We start from the raw sequence: 18,036 nt of genomic DNA, 5'->3' as shown, positions 1-18,036 counted from the left end.
TGTTCGCCTCCTTGCGACGACTGCTTACAGATGCGCGAGCTTCTCCAGCACGGGGGCGGCGGCGCGCAGTTTCGCCCACTCGTCCTCGTCCAGGCCCTCGACCAGGGTGGCCAGGAAGGCGTTGCGCTTGCGGCGGCTCTCCTCGAGCATCGCCTCGGCCTGCTCCGTCTTCGTGACGACCTTCTGGCGCCGGTCCTCGGGGTGCGGCTCCAGCCGGACCAGGCCCTTGGACTCCAGCAGCGCGACGATGCGGGTCATCGACGGCGGCTGGACGTGCTCCTTGCGGGCGAGCTCACCGGGGGTGGCCTTGCCGCAGAGGGAGAGGGTGCCCAGCACCGACATCTCGGTGGGGCTCAGCGACTCGTCGACCCGCTGGTGCTTGAGCCGGCGCGACAGTCGCATCACGGCGGAGCGCAGGGAGTTCACGGCGGCACCGTCGTCGCCATGGGTAAGGTCCGACATGTTCTTTAGAGTAACTCATTACCCTGACTAAAGACCACCCGGTACGGTGTCACTCATCCGGGTGATCCGGTGGCGGAACGTGACCCATCGGGCCCGTGGATGAGGCAACCCTCGTGTTCATGGGGACCAGCGTGCTCAGCCTGCGGATAGACCACGAGCTGCTCGAGCGACTCAAGGAGCATGCGGCGAAAAGAGGAATGAGCGTCCAGGACTATGTGGTCCGGACGCTCATCCGTGATGACTTCGACGAGCGGTTCAAGTCTGCCGTCGACGAGACCGAGAAGTTCTACGGCCTCACCTGAGCCCCGCTACGTCAGGCCCAGCGCCGGCATCAGGTAGTAGAAGGTGAAGACGGCGGAGACGACGTACATCGCCACCGGCACCTCCCTGCCCCGCCCGGCGGCCAGGCGCAGCACCGCGAAGGTGATGAAGCCCATGCCGATGCCGTTGGTGATCGAGTAGGTGAACGGCATCATCACCATCGTCACGAAGGCCGGGACCGCGATCGTGTAGTCGGCCCAGTCGATCTCCTTGACGGAGTTCGCCAGGATCAGGAACCCGACCGCGAGCAGCGCGGGGGTGGCCGCCTGCGACGGGACCATGGTGGCGACCGGCGTGAGGAACAGCGCCACCGCGAACAGGGCTCCGGTGACGACGTTCGCGAAGCCGGTACGGGCGCCCTCGCCGACGCCGGCCGTGGACTCCACGAAGGCCGTGGTGGCCGAGGAGGAGCTGGCACCGCCCGCGGCGACGGCGACACCGTCGACGAACAGGACCTTGTTGATGCCCGGCATCTGCCCCTGGGCGTCGGTCAGCTTCGCCTCGTCGCTGACGCCCATGATCGTGCCCATGGCGTCGAAGAAGCAGGACAGCAGGACGGTGAAGACGAACAGGACGCCGGTCAGCGCGCCGACCTTGTCGAAGCCGCCGAACAGGCTGACCTGCCCGATCAGACCGAAGTCGGGGCTGTCGAAGGGGTTGCCGGGCCACTTCGGGGTCGTCAGGCCCCAGGACGGCACGTCCGCGACGGCCTCGATGACGACGGCGAGCACGGTCATCGCGACGATCGAGATGAGGATCGCGCCGGGGACCTTGCGCACGATCAGCGCGAGGGTGAGCAGCGCGCCGAGGATGAAGACGAGGACCGGCCAGCCGTTGAGGTGACCGTCGGCGCCGAGCTGGAGCGGGACCGTGGTGTGGGCGGCGTCCGGGATGCGCGAGACGAAGCCGGAGTCCACGAGGCCGATCAGCATGATGAACAGGCCGATACCGATGGAGATGGCCTTGCGCAGGCTGTAGGGCACGGCGTTCATGACGCGCTCGCGCAGACCGGTGGCGACCAGCAGCATGACCACGAATCCGGCGAGGACCACCATGCCCATGGCGTCCGGCCAGGACATCCGGGGCGCGAGCTGGAGCGCGACGACCGAGTTGACGCCCAGACCGGCCGCGAGCGCGATCGGCACATTGCCGATGACGCCCATCAGCAGCGTGGTGAAGGCGGCCGTCAGGGCGGTCGCGGTGACCAGCTGGCCATTGTCCAGCTGATTGCCGTACATGTCCTTCGCGCTGCCGAGGATGATCGGGTTCAGCACGATGATGTACGCCATCGCGAAGAAGGTGGCGAAACCGCCGCGGATCTCGCGGGGCAGCGTGCTGCCGCGTTCGGAGATCTTGAAGTAGCGGTCGAGTGCGCCGTAGGTGGGCCCGGCTCCCGGCTGTTCAGGGGTGGGGGCCTTGGCAGGAGCCGAGGTGGGCATGCTTTTGTTGTTTCCTACGAAGAGAAGTGGTCAGACACAAACCGTTTCAGTATGAACATATAAAGCCTCGATCGGCTATCTCCGCGCGTAGACCTGATCGCCTCGTAAGCTGTCCTCCATGGCCGGATTTTTCACGGGACCCATCAAGCACGAGGCGCCGGAGCCCCTGGAGGGGCCGGTCGTCCCCACCATCGTCGGCGGCACCGTCATCTGGTTCGTCCTCTTCCTCGTGCAGCTCCCCTTCTACGGCTGGTTCGACGACCACGGCCACACCTGGTGGGTGTGGACCTGCCTGGCCGGCGGCGGACTCGGACTGATCGGCATCTGGTACGTCCGCCGGCGCGACGCGGCTCTCAAGCGGGCGGCCGCCGCTCCCGCCGAGCCCAGGGAAACGACCGGCGAACCCCAGTCGTCCTGAGGCAACGCGCCCTACAACCAGGGCACGACACCCCGTCCTCCCCAAGTCGGAACTTCCGCCCACTCGGCGGGTGAAGGCGTAAATCCGCACGTACCGTCGAATGCATGACGCATGCCGACGCGGGCACCGAAGTGGGCAACGCCGTGCACCCTGCCGCCGTCCGGGTGGCGTCGGGCGGGCTGACCGCCGCCGAGGTGGCCGAGCGGGTCGCGCGGGGCGAGATCAACGACCTGCCCGTGCGCTCCAGCCGCTCGATGGCCGAGATCGTCCGCGCCAACGTCTTCACCCGGTTCAACGCGATCATCGGCGTGCTCTGGCTGATCATGCTGTTCGTCGCGCCGATCCAGGACAGCCTGTTCGGCTTCGTGATCCTCGCCAACACCGGCATCGGGATCATCCAGGAGTGGCGGGCGAAGAAGACCCTCGACTCCCTCGCGGTGATCGGCGAGGCTCGGCCCACCGTGCGGCGGGACGGCGTCGCCGCCCGGGTCGGCACGTCGGACATCGTGCTGGACGACCTGATCGAGATCGGGCCCGGCGACAAGGCCGTGGTGGACGGCGTGTGCGTGGAGACCGACGGTCTGGAGATCGACGAGTCGCTGCTCACCGGCGAGGCCGACCCGGTCGTCAAACAGCCCGGCGACCCCGTCCTGTCCGGCAGCTTCGTCGTCGCGGGCGGCGGCGCCTTCCAGGCCACCAAGGTCGGCCGCGAGGCCTACGCCGCCCAGCTCGCCGAGGAGGCGTCCCGCTTCACCCTCGTCCAGTCCGAGCTGCGCTCCGGCATCTCCACCATCCTCAAGTACGTGACGTGGATGATGGTCCCGGCCGCGATCGGCCTGATCATCACGCAGCTCGTGGTGAAGAACAAGGACCTCGACGACTCCATCGCCCGGACCGTCGGCGGCATCGTGCCCATGGTCCCCGAGGGCCTGGTGCTGCTCACCTCCGTCGCCTTCGCGATCGGCGTCATCCGCCTCGGCCGCCAGCAGTGCCTCGTCCAGGAGCTGCCCGCCATCGAGGGCCTCGCCCGCGTCGACACCGTCTGCCTGGACAAGACCGGCACCCTCACCGAGGGCGGCATGGACGTCACCGAGCTGCGCCCCCTGAACGGCAGCGACGAGGCGTACGTCGGCAAGGTGCTCGGCGCCCTGGGCGAGTCCGACCCCCGCCCGAACGCCTCCCTGAAGGCCGTCATCGACGCCTACCCGGACGCCGAGGACTGGCGCTGCACCGAGTCGCTGCCCTTCTCCTCCGCCCGCAAGTACAGCGGCGCCACCTTCAGCGAGGGCGACGGCGAGGGCGGCACCTGGCTGCTGGGCGCCCCCGATGTGCTGCTGCCCCCCGACGACCCGGCCCTGGCCGAAACCGATCGCCTCAACGAGCAGGGGCTGCGGGTGCTGCTGCTGGCCCGGGCCCGCCGCGACCTCGGCGACCCCGAGGTGGCCGACGGAGCGAAGCCGGCCGCCCTCGTCGTACTGGAGCAGCGGCTGCGGCCCGACGCCGCCGACACCCTTCGCTACTTCGCTGACCAGAACGTCCGGGCCAAGGTGATCTCCGGCGACAACGCGGTGTCGGTGGGGGCGGTGGCGAACAAGCTGGGCCTGACCGGCACCACCGTCGACGCCCGCACGCTGCCCCGCGACAAGGACGGGATGGCGACGGCACTGGACGAGGGCACCGTGTTCGGGCGGGTCACCCCGCAGCAGAAGCAGGACATGGTGGGCGCGCTCCAGTCCCACGGACACACCGTCGCCATGACCGGCGACGGCGTGAACGACGTCCTCGCCCTGAAGGACGCCGACATCGGCGTGGCCATGGGCTCGGGGTCGGAGGCGACCCGGGCCGTCGCGCAGATCGTGCTGCTGAACAACAGCTTCGCGACGCTGCCGTCGGTGGTGGCCGAGGGGCGCCGGGTGATCGGCAACATCACCCGGGTGGCGACGCTGTTCCTGGTCAAGACGGTCTACTCGGTGCTGCTGGCCCTGATGGTGGTGTTCTGGCAGGTGGAGTACCCGTTCCTGCCGCGCCATCTGACCCTGCTGTCCACCCTCACCATCGGCGTGCCCGCGTTCTTCCTGGCCCTCGCGCCCAACAAGGAGCGCGCACGGCCCCACTTCGTGCGGCGGGTCATGCGGTACTCGATCCCGGGCGGGGTGGTGGCCGCGGTGGCGACCTTCGGGACGTATCTGATCGCGCGGCACTACTACACGGGCGAGGGCTCTCTGGACGCCGAGACGAGCGTCGCCACGCTGACGCTGTTCCTGATCTCGATGTGGGTGCTGGCCATCATCGCCCGGCCCTACACCTGGTGGCGCGTCATTCTGGTGGCCGCGATGGGGCTCGGGTTCCTGCTGGTGCTGGTGGTGCCCTGGCTTCAGGAGTTCTTCGCGCTGAAGCTGGTCGGGATGACGATGCCGTGGATCGCGGTGGGGATCTCGGCGGGGGCGGCGGTCGTCCTGGAACTCGCGTGGCGGTGGGTCGACCGCCGGCCCGCTGCGCTGGGCTCAGGCAGGTGAAGCGTCGTGGGTCGCTGCGCGTCAGCTGTGGCTGGTCGCGCAGTTCCCCGCGCCCCTAGGGGGTTGTCCTACCGAACGTCTACGAAGTCGCCCGTCGCATTGACCGACGGAGTCGTCGTGGTGCCCGCGAAGGTGAAGCGGAAGTAGCCGTCCTGGGCGGCGGTGACCGTGGTCTTCAGGTTGCCCGTCGCGTTGGTCTTCACGGTCTTGACCGTGGTGTAGGTGTTGCTGCCGTTCTTGCGGAACTGAAGGTTCACGGGCTGCTCGACATAGCCGTTGTACGTGCCGCGGTCCCAGTTGGCGCGGGACAGCTTGCCGGTGACCGTGATGGGCTTGCCCTTCTTCACCGGCTCCGGCGAGGCGTCCACCGTCAGCTTCGAGAAGCGCTGCATCAGCGTGCTGCCGAGACCGCTCTGGCCCTTGTAGCCGACCTTGGTAATGTCGAAGGTCTCGCCCGCCGGGTCCTGGCCGTTGAACGCGGTGGCCTCGGCGGCGGCGCGCCAGGTGCCGGCGTCGGTGTTGCGCAGCTCGTGGTCGCCCGGGTAGACGTCGATGGTGCCCTTGCAGGTGGCGGTGGTCGCGTTCGTCGCGGTGCACTTGGCCGGCTTGTTGCCGTAGAGCATGTTGTCCGGCGCGGTGTAGGAACCCCGGTAGATGATCGGGTCCGTGACGAAGTCGCGGGCGGCGATGTCGACGTCCGCGCCGTGGGTCAGCGTGTAGGTGACCGTGGTGGCGACGTGGTTGGTCGTGCCGGCCTTGACCGTCTTGGCGATCTTGAAGTCGGAGAAGGAGACGTTCAGGGCGTACGGCTTGCCCGCGGCCCTGGCGGACGCGGCGTGCGCCGCCTGACGCACCTTCGCGACGTCCGCGCGGGAGGCGGCAAAGTCGTCGGCCTGGGCGGCCGGGACGGCGAGGGCGGAGAGGGCCAGGGCGCCGGAGACGGCGGCCACGGTGGCTCTGATGCGCATTCGTTCCCCTGGTACGGAAAGGGGCCCCGCTGGTCACGTCGGGGCCCGGTGATCGTGAGGCCTGTTGACCCATGTGATCAGATACGCGCCCGGGGTCGGCGGTTGTCTCCCTCGCGGGGAATCTTCGTGACCTTCGTCACGAACCCCCGGACGGCTCCCGGGAGTTCGTGACGCACGGCCTGCCGTACGGACTACTGCACGTCGACGAAGTCACCCGTGGCGTTGACCGCCGGGGTGGTCGTGGTGCCCGCGAAGCTGTAGCGGAAGTAGCCGTCGGTGGAGGCGGTGACGGTCGTCTTCAGCTCACCCGTCGAGTTCGACTTGATGGTCTTCAGGGTGGTGTAGGTGCTGCTGTCCTTCTTGCGGAACTGCAGCTTCACCGACTGGTTGGTGTAGCCGTGGTACTTGAAGTCCTCCCAGTTCGCCCGCGAGAGCTTGCCGGTGACGGTGATGGTCTTGCCCTTCTTCACCGGCTCCGGCGAGGCGTTGACCGTCAGCTTCGAGTAGCGCTGGACCTTGTGGGTCGTGTGGAAGTCGTTCCAGTAGATGCTGCCGTCGCCCGCGAGCGCACCGGCGGTCACGTGCCAGGTGCCGGCCAGGGCGTTCATGTACAGGTCGCTGCCCGGCGTGGCCGTGATGGTGAGCTTGCAGGTCGACGTGGTGGCGCTGGAGGCGGTGCAGGTGGCGGCGTCCTCGTTCGCCATCAGCAGGCCGTCGATGTTGTCGAGGTCGGTGCCGTGCCACAGGTCGACGTACGCGTCCTGGATGCCGGTCGCGTGGCTGGCCGTCACCGACACGGTGAAGGTCTTGGCGTACGTGGTGCCGACGGCCAGGGCGGTGCCGGAGTTGATCGTCACCTTGGACACGACGGGCAGGGCCTCGGCGGCAGCGGCCGCGCTGAACGCCGACCGGTTCGAGGAGCTGCCGAAGCGCTCGGCGGCGCTCGGCTTGTTCGCGGCCACGTCGCTGTCATTGCCGGCCTGGGCGGCCGGAACGGCCAGGGCGGAGAGGGCCAGGGCGCCGGAGACGGCGGCCACGGTGGCTCGAATACGCATGCGTTCCCCAGGAGGAGAAGGGGCCCGGCCGCGGACGTTCCGTGCGGTTCGCCGCCGATCGGGCCCAAATGATCGTGAAGCCAGTTGGCTCGGATGATCAGATCGGCGATGGCGACGAAAGGTTGTACGGGTGGTGAAGAAAATATGTACGGGCCCTTCGATCAGGGCCCGTACACCTCCGGCTCAGTCGAACCAGCGGTCGCGCGCCAGCTCCGCCGTCCGCGACGGGTCCTCCAGCAGCGCCGCGACCTCGAACCGCCGCGGCCACTGCCCCGCCGCCCAGGCCAGCCCCGCGGCGACGCCCTCCAGGGTCGCCGCGTGCAGCACCCCGTCGTCGGTGAGCCGCCAGTCGATCTCGACGCCGTCCACGACGAGTTCCTCGTGCTCCACGTACGAGGCGGGGGTGCGCGCCCCGAGCAGCACCCGTACCGGCTCGGGTACGTCGTGCTCGGTGCCCTCGGAGTCCACCTCACCCGTGACGGACTCGCTCAGCCGCCGCACCTGGAACAGCTCGGCCAGCTCGGCGGCCCGCGCCGGCCGCACCGGCAGCAGCGGGACGCCCGCGGTGAACGGCAGCAGGTCGGGCGAGTCGACGACCACGGCGTCCGCCGCGTCCACCACCTCGACCCGCCCGTCCACCACGGCCCGCAGCTCGTCCGGCAGGGTCACCTGCTCGGGGTCCAGATCGGCCAACGCCCCGTAGAGGGCGTGCAGTTGGGCGGAGGTCACGGCACGGTCCGGGTCGGCGAGCCGGTCCAGCAGCTCGGCGGCGCCGCCCGGCTCGTCGAGCAGCGCGGCGACGGAGGTCCGCACGCCGAGCGCCCGCAGCACCTGCTCGTCGTCGAATCCGGTCGCGTCGGCCTCGTCGTAAAGGCCGCGCAGCAGCGGGTCGCCGCCGGCGGCGAGCAGGCCCGCGGGACGGCGGCCGTCCAGCACCGGGTTCCCCCGCAGCCACCAGGCGGTGTACGGCCGTACGACCTCGTGCGTGCCGTCCGGCAGCAGGATCCGCACCTGCTGGGTCAGCGCGTCCCGCAGCGGGGGCTGGGCGAGCAGGGCGAGGGCCTGCGGCCACTTGTCGTCGTCCACCAGGTCCAGGTCGCGTACGGCGATCAGCTCGGTGGCGACCGGCGGTACGGGCGTGTCCGGGAACCGGTCGAGGATGTCCTCGCACCAGACGTCGACGGCGTCCAGCAGGCCGGCGTCGTCCGGCTCGGCGAAGTCGCCCTCGCGGGGCTCCAGTTCGTCCGGGTCGAGGACGACGTCCGTGGCGCGGACCAGGGCGAAGTTGGCGAGGACGCCGCAGGCCGCCAGCGGCTGCTCGCCCCACTTCCCGGCCAGCTCGGCGTCGACGGCGGCGAGTTCGTCCTCCCGCATGACCTCGGCGAAGGGGCTGCCGGGCAGGACCAGCTCACCGGCCGGCACCAGCTCCCCCTCCTCGTCGGGCAGGGCGAGGGCGCCCAGCCAGGGCTCGTCGCCGGGCTCCAGGCCGGCGTCGCGCACCAGCGCCAGGACGGTGTCGGCCAGTTCCTCGGCGTCGGGCGCGTCCTCCTCCCAGCTCAGCCCGCCGTCGTCGTCGAGGGAGGCGGCGACCGCGGCGCGCACCTGGGGCGTGGTGAGGACCGCGCGGGGCGTGGCCGGCAGCGCGCCGAGCTTCTCCAGGAGCGGGTGCGCGGCGTCCGGGTGGGCGACCTTGAGGCCTAGGCGGGCCAGGACCTCGGGTTCGACCCGGGCCGCGTCGGGGGTGGGCAGCAGGATCTGGCGGGGGCCGATGGTGGTACGGCCGTCGGCCAGGGGCACGGGCAGCCCGGAGAGCCGGTCCGGGTCGACGCCGGCGAGGCTGTCGTAGAGCCGCCGCCACCAGCCGGGCTCCTTCTCCAGCCCGGCGAGCCGGTCGATCGCGTCGGTGAGCGGGACGCGGGCGACGCCCAGGGTGCGCAGCTCCACCCGCCGTTCGAGCCCGGCGGGCAGCAGGGTGGGCAGCACCTCGGCCAGCACCCGCACGGTGTCGGCGCCCGCGCCCTCGACGACCTCGGCGTCACGCGGCCTGAGGGACTCGGGCAGCTCGGAGTCGACCTCGCGCGGCTCCACGGCGGGCGGGAGGAACGCGACCCGGGGCAGCCGCTCCAGGATGGCCTGGCGCAGGGCCCCGTCCAGTTCGCCCTTGCCGAGCGGGCCGGGCACGAGGCCGATGACGCCCTCGCTCACCGGGCGCCATTCGGTGAGCAGTTCGGCGTAGGCGTCGGCCGCGCGCTGCACGAGGAAGTCGGTGAGCGGGCCGGGCGCGGCGTGCCGGCGGGTGGTGTCGAGGGGGAGGGAGGCGATGAGCAGGGCGGGGACGCCGAGGGCTTCGTCGCTGGGCGTCGGCGCGTGCACGACCGGGGCGGTGCGGGGCCGGTCGGGGGTGCTGTCGGCGGCGTTGACGGGCACGGCCCAGGTGAGCGACCAGTGGGGGCGCAGCCGCTCCTCCACGGGCCGGTCGGCGAGGAGTTCGGGCGTGAGCGGGCCGTGCGCGGCGGACGTACGCCAATGGGTGACGCCGGCCAGCGAGTCCTCGACGACGGTGAAGGGGCCGTCGACGCGGCGGCGCAGCGTGCGCGACTCGCCCTCGCCGACCTCGATCACGACCTCTTCCAGGCCGGGCAGGGCGAGCAGCAGCGCGTCGTCGACGGCGTGCAGCAGGCGCTCGGCGAGGTCGGCGGCGGCGCTGTCGCGCAGGGAGAGGATGACGGCCGTGTCGTACGGATCGGGGGCGGTGCCCTCGGCGGCGAACGGGAGCCGGAGCAGCGGCACATGTCCGTCCCGCCGCCGGATCTCGTCCCCCAGCCCCGGGCTGTGCCGGGCGGTCTCCTGGGCCAGCTCGCGCGCTTCGGCGAGCGCCCACCGCACACCGCCGTGCCGTCCGACGACGGCGGGCTCGTCCGTTACGGCGAGGACGGCGGCGAACCCGACGCCGAACCGGCCGACGGCGGCCGAGTCACGCTTGGCGGAGGCGCGCAGGGTGGACAGCGACTCGACACCGGCGGCGTCCAGCGGGGCGCCGGTGTTGGCGGCGACGAGGACGCCCTCCCGGAGCGTCAACCGCAGTCTCCCCGCGACGCCCGCACGGGCCGCGGCGTCGGCGGCGTTCTGAGCGAGCTCGACGACGAGCCGGTCCCGGTACCCGCCGAGGACGAGGTCCTCCTCGGCGTTGGCGTCCTCCCGGAAACGGGCCGGACTGGTCGCCCAGGCATCCAGCACGCCGCGACGCAGACGGGCCGTACCGAACGGGTCGGCGCCCTCGGCCGCGGGCTGCACGAACTTGCTCACGTTGACTCTCCTCATCGGCGTGATGATGAAGGTACCGCCCACGAGACCCGCCCGCGCCGCCCACCGGCTCGGCACCGGGACGGCATTCCGTGGACCGGCCCGGCGGCCCGGGTCCGGTGGATCGGTGACCGCCCCGCGATTCACGACAGCGATCATCACGCCAAGCCGCCGCATCCGTCTCACAACTCCCTTGCAGTAACGGCAGTTGGCTACCTAGCATCGCGTTCACGATCGCGAATCAAATGCTGTTCCAGTGCATCGGGGGCCTGGCGTGACGTTGATGATGGCGGTGGCCGCCCTCTGGGGTGTGCTCCAGCTGTTCGCGGTCTCCTGGCCGACGCGTTCGGTGCGCCTGTCGACCGTGCTGCTGGCGCTCGCGGTGGGCGTGTACGGGTGCGGGGTGACGACGGCGCTGGTGCAGCTCGCCTACACCCGGATCTACGCGGAGCAGTCGGGGCGGTCGCTGGTGTCTGTGGTGAACACCACCGGCTACACCGTGGCTCCCTGGGTGGAGGAGTTGCTCAAGGTCACCCCGCTGCTGCTGGCGGGGTTGAGCCTGCGGGTCCGCCGGCAGTGGGGGCTCACCGACTTCGTGGTGGTGGGTGCGGCGCTGGGTGCCGGGTTCGGGCTGCTGGAGGCGGTGCTGCGGTTCGGCCTCGACGCGGACCGGGCGATTCCTCGCGGCGAGGGCTGGATCGTCCCCGACAGCCTGTCCCCGCCGTATGTGCCGGGCCCGGGGCAGGTGCTGACGGCTTGGCTGCCGGCGCCGTTCAGCCAGCTGGACGTGGGCGGCCCTCCGGCGACGGAGACCTTCACGCACTTGGTGTTCACAGCCTTGGCCGGCTTCGGCGTGGGGCTGCTGTGGCGCGCCCGCCGCTGGCTGCGCCTGCTGTCGGTGCTCCCGATCGCGGCAGCCGTCGTCCACCACACGGTGAACAACTACGCGGTGCAGGAGCACTCCGGCGCGGCGAGGGACTGGCTCGAATCCCTGAACGGGGCGGCGTGGGCGGCACCCCTGCTGTGCCTGGCCGTCGCCATGGCCGCGGACCTGCGCCGGCTGCACCGGGGCAAGGCCGCCGTACCCGGCGTACTGCTCGCCTCCGAACGCACCGACGGCGACAGCGCGGGGGCCCTGCTGCGTTACGCCGCCTGGCGCCTGCCCTGGAGCCTGCTGATCGTCCTGCGCTACGTCAGGCTGCGGCGTTCCCTGCTGTACGCCGTCGCGTCGGCGCCGCCCGAGTCCACTGCCGAACTGCGTGGCGTGGTCGCGGGGATCACGGCCCGGATGGACGCGTCCGACAACCGGCGCGCGTGGCGGGCGCTGGACATCCGGGCCTGGCTGAGGGCGACCCGAGCGGCGAGACGCTCCCGCGGGCGCTGGCTGGTCCTGATCCCCTGCGTGCTGATGCTGCCGTCACTGCTGTTCCTGGGCGTCGGCTCGTTCACTTCCACCGCCGCCTTGCAGGAGTTCTTCAGCACGGGCGCGGGCCCGAAGATCCTCATGGGCTTCGCCATGGCCGCCCTGGCGTGGATCGCCTACCAACTGGTCACGCTCTTACGCACCTGGCGACTCGCGTCGGCGCAGCCCCTGGGGGAGGTGTTGGCGGCCCACCGCTTCCGCCTCGCAACGGCGTTAGGCGCAGGAACCACGGGCACCCTCCTCCTCTGGCGAGCCCTGGGCGAAGCGGGCCCCGACGGCGCCACCATCCGAACCCTCCACCTCCTCGACGCCCTCAACACCTTCCTGACCTACCTCGGCTTCGCCCTCATCCTCCTCTCCCTCCTGGCCCTGTTCCCCCCGGGAGGCTTCGCCCTGGCAGGAGGCGGGGCAGTCACCGCCCTGACAGCCGAAGCAGCCCTGAACGCCGGGCTCCTGGGCACCGCGGGCGCCGTGCTGATGGCGGTCGGCGCCGAAGGAACGGGTACGGGTGAGCCGGGCGCGGGCAACGGCGGCGGCGTACCGCAGTGGCTGCGCGACAAGTGGAACAAGGGGCGAGAATTCAACCAGGACAACTGGCCGCGTTATCCGGCCAATGAGGTCTACCTGGAAAACGGTAAGTACCTCGACTCGTACCGCCCCGGCAAGGAGATCGTCTCTCGCAAGCAGACTCAGATATCGAAGATCAAGCCGGAGTCGTTCAAGGATTATCTGCGCGAGATCCAGCAGAAGTACAAGGCGGGAACGAAGATCCCTGACACGCCAAAGGCCCGCGCGGAATACCCACAGTTGATCGGAAAGCCCTTGAAGGGCAAATACTATCTGGAAGTCCCCGTCCAGTCGGCCCCTGTGCCAGAATGGGCGCTCAAGGAAGCAGCGAACCACGGCGTGATAATCCGAGACGTACAGGGTTTCGTCTACCGGCTACCGAAGGGCACGGGCTGAATCAGCCATGATCTGGACCTACTGCGAGCAGTGGAACAACCTCGCCGAGACGCCCATGACCCCGCTGACACCCGCCCAGGCTCAGGCCCGGCACGCCTCCGGCGATTTGTACACCGCTGTCGCCTCCCTCACCGAGCAGTCCGCACCGACCCTGCGCGTTGAAATGCGTCTGGAGACGGGATACGCCTCGGCCGTCTTCATGGACGAATACGGCCGCGACACTCTGGACTACACGTTCACGCTCATCAACGGATCCTTCTTCCTGGAAACAGCGACCTCGCACAGTTACGGAAATTCTCAGGACCGAGGCGGGTACGCGGACGCGGACCGCACCGAGACATACGAGTTCACCACTGATGGCGTCATCCATCGCACGGTCGAGGAGGAGGGCGACGAAGCGAAGGAAATCCGCAACGGAGTCGACGTCTCCTCCAACTGGGAGCCGGTTCCGACTTTCGGCGCATACACCTCACTGATCAGACGCGAACGCTAGAGACTCTCAGCCCTGGAGCAAGCCATGAGTCAGGAATTCCCGGCTGAGCCGCGATTCTACGAACTCAGCGACCTCTTGGAGGCGTACGCGTACACCGGCTTCACATTCACCGACACGGCAGAGACCCCGGGCCCCGGCCTGGCCTCGTATCTTCGAATCGCCGCCCGTGATCCGGCCCGAGCGACAACAGCCGTCCAGCAGATCGATGAGCTACTCTCCGTCGGACTCTTCTCCGAAGAGATCGCGGATGACGTGGAGAACATTCCGCACATCCGCCCTCCGATGGGCACCAGCGTGGAGGACTGCCTGCGCATCACACGGGAACACCTCCGCCGGTTCCTGCAAGACCCATCACGAGTCCCACAGTTGAACCCGCAGAACGCCTGGGAATGGAACGAGCGCCTCCCCGCGCTGAGCCAGTTCCTCGGCGCCTACTTGCACCAGAACTACTCGGAGTTCTACGCATCTCCCGAAGCGGCCATCGATGAGTACGTCAGCGAAGCCGAACCGGATGACCGCGTCCAAGCGGCGCAGGAGATCACCGAGCTCCTGACGATGGTGTCCTCCGACCAGGAACTCGACACGGCGACCACAGCGCTGGGTCTCGACCTTCTGCCGCCGCAGGGCACGTCACTCCGGGAATGGCTGGAACTGATCCGCCGGCGCATCACTGTGGCGTAGGGGGCCCGGAGCGTGGCGGAGCCCGGGAGTCGTATCCAGCTCCCGGGCCCCTGGGGATGCCACCCAATTGCGCACGCCGGCGGCGTTTAAGAGGACGGATCAGTCATCAGGCCGTCGTGTTCTTCCTTTGAACTACCGCAGCACGAAAGAGCTGCAGGCGAGATTCGAACTCGCATCCGACGGCGTTCGTCCGGCCCCGGTCGATCCGGCGATCGGCGGCAATGCTGAGACTGGAGCGAGAGTCTGAGATTGATCGCGGCTGCCTCTGCCATATTGGGCTACCCCGGCCCGGACGGGCGTCGTAATGCCGGGGGAAGGATTCGAACCTTCACTGTCACCGCTTCTTCAGGCTGAACTTCAGCTTCAGCTTGCGCTCATCACGCGAACCGGTCCTCAATCCCGGCCCGCGCCTGTTGCGCACCCCCGCGCTCGCACGCGGGGGCGATCGTGGATGCTACCCGCGGCCGGCGTCAGCCGAACAGGTAGCCGAACACCGCGTCGCCGACCCGCTGGTCGGTGACCTCGGCGCCATTGGCCTCCTCGCGCGCGAACTTCACGGCCTGCTGGAGCTTCTCGACCCGCTCCACCAGTTCGTTGACCCGCCGCGCCGGGAGGGACCCGGAGAACTTCACGGTCGTCCAGTACCCGATGGGCACGTCCTCGTAGTACACCTCGACCTGCGCCGGGTGCTTCTCGGTCGCCTCCGCCTTGACGTGGTTGCGCGGGACCTTCTTCGTACGGATCGTGCGGACCGGGTCCGTCTTCCACCAGTCCGTGGACGGGTCGTGGGACCAGGACTCGGCGGCATCGAGCGTCGGAAGCTTCTTGACGAAAGTGTGCAGGTCGGTGAGCTGCTTCTCCAGGAACAGGAGGTAGCTGACCGGTACGTCCGCGACGATCGTCCGCCCGTCGACCGTGACGTCGGCACGCGCCGAGCAGTTGGCCCAGTCCTTCGTCGCGGTCACGTCGAACAGCCGGGTCAGCGAGGCGGACATCTCACGCAGCACGTCCTCCGCCTGCACCTGCACGCGCGTGGACTCGGGCGGCAGCTGCTCGCCCTCCTCGTCCTTCGGCTGGTACGTACGCGAGATACCGGCCAGCAGCGCGGGCTTCTGCACCTTGTGGTGCGCCGCGGTGATGTCCTGGAGCGACTTGCTCTTGACGCCCTTTTCGACGGCGATGATCTGGTTCAGCTTCGTCACGTGGTCCCCCTTCGAACAGGCAGGAACCTACCGCGCCGACTCGAACACCCGCACTCGCTTTATCGATCAGCCCGCAGACGGGAGTGACGGATTCGGTGCGTGCGCCGAACTCGTCGCCCGCGTCCGCGACTTCAAGAACCCGAAGCCTACGAGTGCCCCAGCTCCGCTGAATCCCCGTCCGCCCCCACCGACACCGACCCCGAGTCCGGGGACGGGCGCAGCGGGAAGGGGTCGACGCGGGTCTCGTCGATCACCGGCGGAGCCGGGCGCGGCGGCTTGGGCATGACCGCTGCCTCGGAGTGGCCGCCGCAGCCGTAGGTCAGGGAGACGACCCGGCCGTCCGCCGGGGAGAACTCGTTCGCGCACACACCGAAGGCCTGGCCCAGGGAGCCGCCGATCGGGGTGAGGAAGCCGCAGCTGACGCAGGACGCGGGGGCGGCCTGGGCCATGGGGGTCTTCGCGCCGTACGACTCCTCCCAGCGGTCCGCGGCGACGTGCAGGCCGTAGCGGGACAGGACGCGGGCGCGGCGCATGCCCAGCTCCTCGGCGACCGAGGTGATCGAGCCACGGGAGGGGGCCATGGGCAGGTTCGCGGGGGCGCCGGCGGTGACCTCGGCGTCCTCCGCCTCGACCAGTTCCGCCATCTCCTCCGAGACGGGCGCGTTCGGTGCCGGCTCGTCCTCGCCCGTGTAGCCGGGCTCCAGGCGCAGGTCCTCGGCGTCCGTGGGCAGCAGATCGCCGGGGCCCATGTCGCCGGGACGCAGCCGCTCGCTCCACGGCACCCACTCGGGCGCGAGGAGGGCGTCCGGGCCGGGCAGCAGGACCACCTCGTCCAGCGTCACGAACTTCGCCCGCGACGCCCGCGCCACCGTCACGGCCCAGCGCCAGCCCCGGTACCCGAGCTCCTTGCACTCGAAGAAGTGCGTGACAACGCGGTCGCCCTCGGAGGACAGTCCCGCGTGCTCGCCCACCACGCCGGGCGCGGCGGCCTCCTCGGCGGCACTGCGGGCGAGGTCGACGGCCTCGGCGCACAGACGGTCGGGGGTGCGGCTTCGCGTTGTCGCTGCGCTCACAGGTATCGCTTCTCTCCTACGCCGTCTCTCGGGTGCGGCTGCCTGAAGGCGGCGGAGCGAACGGAGCGGACCTGTGGGCCGCGTCGACGTCCGCGTCCGAATCGCGCTCGGGCGCACCTACGTCATCCATTGTGCGGGATGGCTGAGATACGCACGCTACCTGTTCGCGGCCGCTGGGCCTACACCGACGTTGCTTCTCGGCGCTCCGCGGCGCCCGCCGAGCAGGAGAGCTTGACCTCCATACGCGCCGTAACCGCACTACCCACCCCCATCTCGGGGCACTATTGCGTCGTGGCAACCGCGAGGTCGCCCCAGGGAGCCACCGGTGTCGGTGGGGCCAAGGGCGGCCGCAATCGAGGTGGCGGAACGGGCCGGATCGGCGGCTCCCTCCGCGCGGTGGGCCGTGCCCTGCACTTCCCGCTCACCGGCCCCGCGCGCGGAATCCGCAAGGCCACGCACGCGCAGGGCGCCGGCGAGTCCGGCCTCGGCAAGCTGATCGAGCTCCACGGCGTGAACGGCGCCGGGGACATGATGATCACCGTCGCCCTCGCCTCCACCGTGTTCTTCTCGGTCCCCACCGACGAGGCCCGCGGGCGCGTCGCGCTCTACCTCGGCATCACGATGGCACCCTTCACGCTCCTCGCCCCCGTGATCGGTCCTCTCCTCGACCGCCTCCCGCACGGCCGCCGCGCGGCCATGGCGGGCGCGATGCTGGCCCGGGCGCTGCTCGCCCTGGTGCTGTCCAGCGCGGTCGTCAGCGGCGATCTGCAGCTCTATCCGGCCGCTCTCGGGGTGCTGGTCGCCTCGAAGGCGTACGGGGTCGTCAGAAGCGCCGTGGTGCCCCGTCTGCTGCCACCACGCTTCTCCCTGGTGAAGGCGAACTCCAGAGTCACCCTGGGCGGCCTCCTGGCCACCGGTGTGGCCGCGCCCATCGGCGCGGGGCTCCAGGCGATCGGACCGCGCTGGCCGCTGTACGGCGCCTTCGTGATCTTCATCGCCGGTACGTTCCTGTCCTTCACGCTGCCGCACAAGGTCGACTCGGCCAAGGGCGAGGACACCGCCCTCCTCGCGGCCGACGAGCAGCATCTGCACGGGCCGCACCGCCAGCCGGTCAAGCGGCCCGGCCTGCGCACGGTCGGCATCGCCGTCACCCACGCCCTCGGGGCGAACTGCTCCATCCGCTGCCTCACCGGCTTCCTGATCTTCTTCCTCGCGTTCCTGCTGCGCGAGCACCCGATGTCCGGCCAGAGCGCCGCCGTGTCGCTGGGCATAGTCGCGGTCGCGGCCGGCACCGGCAACGCGCTGGGCACGTCGGTCGGGGCGTGGCTGCGGTCCCGGGCGCCGGAGATCATCATCGTGACCGTCGTCGGTTTCGTGGTGGCCGTGGCGATCACGGCCGCGATCTTCTTCGGCGCCGTCATGGTGGCCGGCCTCGCGGCGGTCGCCGGGTTCGCGCAGGCGCTGGCCAAGCTGTCCCTGGACGCGCTGATCCAGCGGGACGTGCCGGAGCTGGTGCGTACGTCGGCCTTCGCGCGCTCCGAGACGCTGCTCCAGGTGTGCTGGGTGCTCGGCGGCGCCATCGGCATCGTGCTGCCGCTGAAGGGCTCGCTGGGGCTGCTGGTCGGCGCCGCGATCGTCGCCACGGGCTGGCTGACCACCGTCAAGGGCCTGCTCGGCTCGGCCCGGCACGGCGGCCACGCGCGCCCACCGGTGAGCTGA

General features: G+C 70.2%; 14 protein-coding genes. 7 read left to right on the top strand and 7 right to left on the bottom strand.

All coding sequences use genetic code 11. The features are described 5' to 3' along the window. Positions 1 to 24: 24 nt before the first annotated feature. Positions 25 to 462, bottom strand: coding sequence for a MarR family winged helix-turn-helix transcriptional regulator (locus CP983_RS23810; RefSeq protein WP_030951488.1), 438 nt, complete (start codon positions 460 to 462; stop codon positions 25 to 27). A 119-nt stretch (positions 463 to 581) separates the two neighbouring features. Here CP983_RS23810 and CP983_RS23805 point away from each other — a divergent pair, with 119 nt between their 5' ends. Further along, a complete protein-coding gene (locus tag CP983_RS23805; protein WP_150501650.1) occupies positions 582 to 764 on the top strand; it encodes a ribbon-helix-helix protein, CopG family in 183 nt (60 codons plus the stop codon). A gap of 6 nt (positions 765 to 770) precedes the next feature. Here the strand turns inward: CP983_RS23805 and CP983_RS23800 are convergent, their stop codons facing one another. Next, the gene (locus tag CP983_RS23800) at positions 771 to 2,222 is read right to left on the bottom strand and encodes an NCS2 family permease (RefSeq protein ID WP_150501648.1); all 1,452 of its coding nucleotides are present in this window, start codon (positions 2,220 to 2,222) and stop codon (positions 771 to 773) included. A 118-nt stretch (positions 2,223 to 2,340) separates the two neighbouring features. Here CP983_RS23800 and CP983_RS23795 point away from each other — a divergent pair, with 118 nt between their 5' ends. Then, on the top strand, positions 2,341 to 2,640 hold the full coding sequence (locus tag CP983_RS23795; RefSeq protein ID WP_107906040.1) for a DUF2530 domain-containing protein: 300 nt from the start codon (positions 2,341 to 2,343) through the stop codon (positions 2,638 to 2,640). A 104-nt stretch (positions 2,641 to 2,744) separates the two neighbouring features. After that, entirely contained in the window at positions 2,745 to 5,156 is a 2,412-nt protein-coding gene (locus tag CP983_RS23790; RefSeq protein ID WP_107906041.1) for a cation-translocating P-type ATPase, read from the top strand. A 68-nt stretch (positions 5,157 to 5,224) separates the two neighbouring features. Here CP983_RS23790 and CP983_RS23785 read toward each other — a convergent pair whose 3' ends face one another. The 3 genes from CP983_RS23785 to CP983_RS23775 form a co-directional block, all read right to left on the bottom strand. After that, positions 5,225 to 6,124 (bottom strand): hypothetical protein, encoded by a 900-nt coding sequence (locus CP983_RS23785; protein ID WP_150501646.1) that lies wholly within the window; start codon positions 6,122 to 6,124, stop codon positions 5,225 to 5,227. Between the two features lie 191 nt (positions 6,125 to 6,315). Further along, positions 6,316 to 7,179 (bottom strand): DUF5707 domain-containing protein, encoded by an 864-nt coding sequence (locus CP983_RS23780; protein ID WP_107906043.1) that lies wholly within the window; start codon positions 7,177 to 7,179, stop codon positions 6,316 to 6,318. Between the two features lie 183 nt (positions 7,180 to 7,362). After that, positions 7,363 to 10,485 carry a sacsin N-terminal ATP-binding-like domain-containing protein gene (locus CP983_RS23775; RefSeq protein ID WP_150501644.1) on the bottom strand — a complete coding sequence of 1,041 codons (3,123 nt, stop codon included), beginning with the start codon at positions 10,483 to 10,485 and terminating at the stop codon, positions 7,363 to 7,365. Positions 10,486 to 10,765: 280 nt separating this feature from the next. Here CP983_RS23775 and CP983_RS23770 point away from each other — a divergent pair, with 280 nt between their 5' ends. Genes CP983_RS23770 through CP983_RS23760 form a run of 3 tightly spaced genes read left to right on the top strand, consistent with a single transcriptional unit; the run spans position 10,766 to position 14,042 of the window. Further along, the gene (locus CP983_RS23770; protein WP_229914811.1) at positions 10,766 to 12,868 is read left to right on the top strand and encodes a PrsW family intramembrane metalloprotease; all 2,103 of its coding nucleotides are present in this window, start codon (positions 10,766 to 10,768) and stop codon (positions 12,866 to 12,868) included. A gap of 7 nt (positions 12,869 to 12,875) precedes the next feature. Further along, positions 12,876 to 13,361, top strand: coding sequence for a hypothetical protein (locus tag CP983_RS23765; protein WP_150501643.1), 486 nt, complete (start codon positions 12,876 to 12,878; stop codon positions 13,359 to 13,361). Positions 13,362 to 13,385: 24 nt separating this feature from the next. After that, complete coding sequence (locus CP983_RS23760; protein WP_150501641.1) at positions 13,386 to 14,042, top strand: contact-dependent growth inhibition system immunity protein; 657 nt, start codon at positions 13,386 to 13,388, stop codon at positions 14,040 to 14,042. A gap of 470 nt (positions 14,043 to 14,512) precedes the next feature. Here CP983_RS23760 and CP983_RS23755 read toward each other — a convergent pair whose 3' ends face one another. Together CP983_RS23755 and CP983_RS23750 are read right to left on the bottom strand one after the other, a co-directional pair. Continuing rightward, positions 14,513 to 15,244: a DUF7873 family protein gene (locus tag CP983_RS23755; RefSeq protein WP_030967569.1), complete on the bottom strand. Its 732-nt coding sequence runs from the start codon at positions 15,242 to 15,244 to the stop codon at positions 14,513 to 14,515. Positions 15,245 to 15,390: 146 nt separating this feature from the next. Next, positions 15,391 to 16,317: a DUF3027 domain-containing protein gene (locus CP983_RS23750; RefSeq protein WP_125524981.1), complete on the bottom strand. Its 927-nt coding sequence runs from the start codon at positions 16,315 to 16,317 to the stop codon at positions 15,391 to 15,393. A 291-nt stretch (positions 16,318 to 16,608) separates the two neighbouring features. Here CP983_RS23750 and CP983_RS23745 point away from each other — a divergent pair, with 291 nt between their 5' ends. Beyond that, positions 16,609 to 18,036: an MFS transporter gene (locus tag CP983_RS23745; protein WP_107906047.1), complete on the top strand. Its 1,428-nt coding sequence runs from the start codon at positions 16,609 to 16,611 to the stop codon at positions 18,034 to 18,036.

This window comes from Streptomyces chartreusis (assembly GCF_008704715.1).
GTDB lineage: Bacteria > Actinomycetota > Actinomycetes > Streptomycetales > Streptomycetaceae > Streptomyces > Streptomyces chartreusis.
The sequence above is the reverse complement of the archived record's forward strand: the minus strand, read 5'-3'. Positions and strand labels throughout refer to the sequence as shown.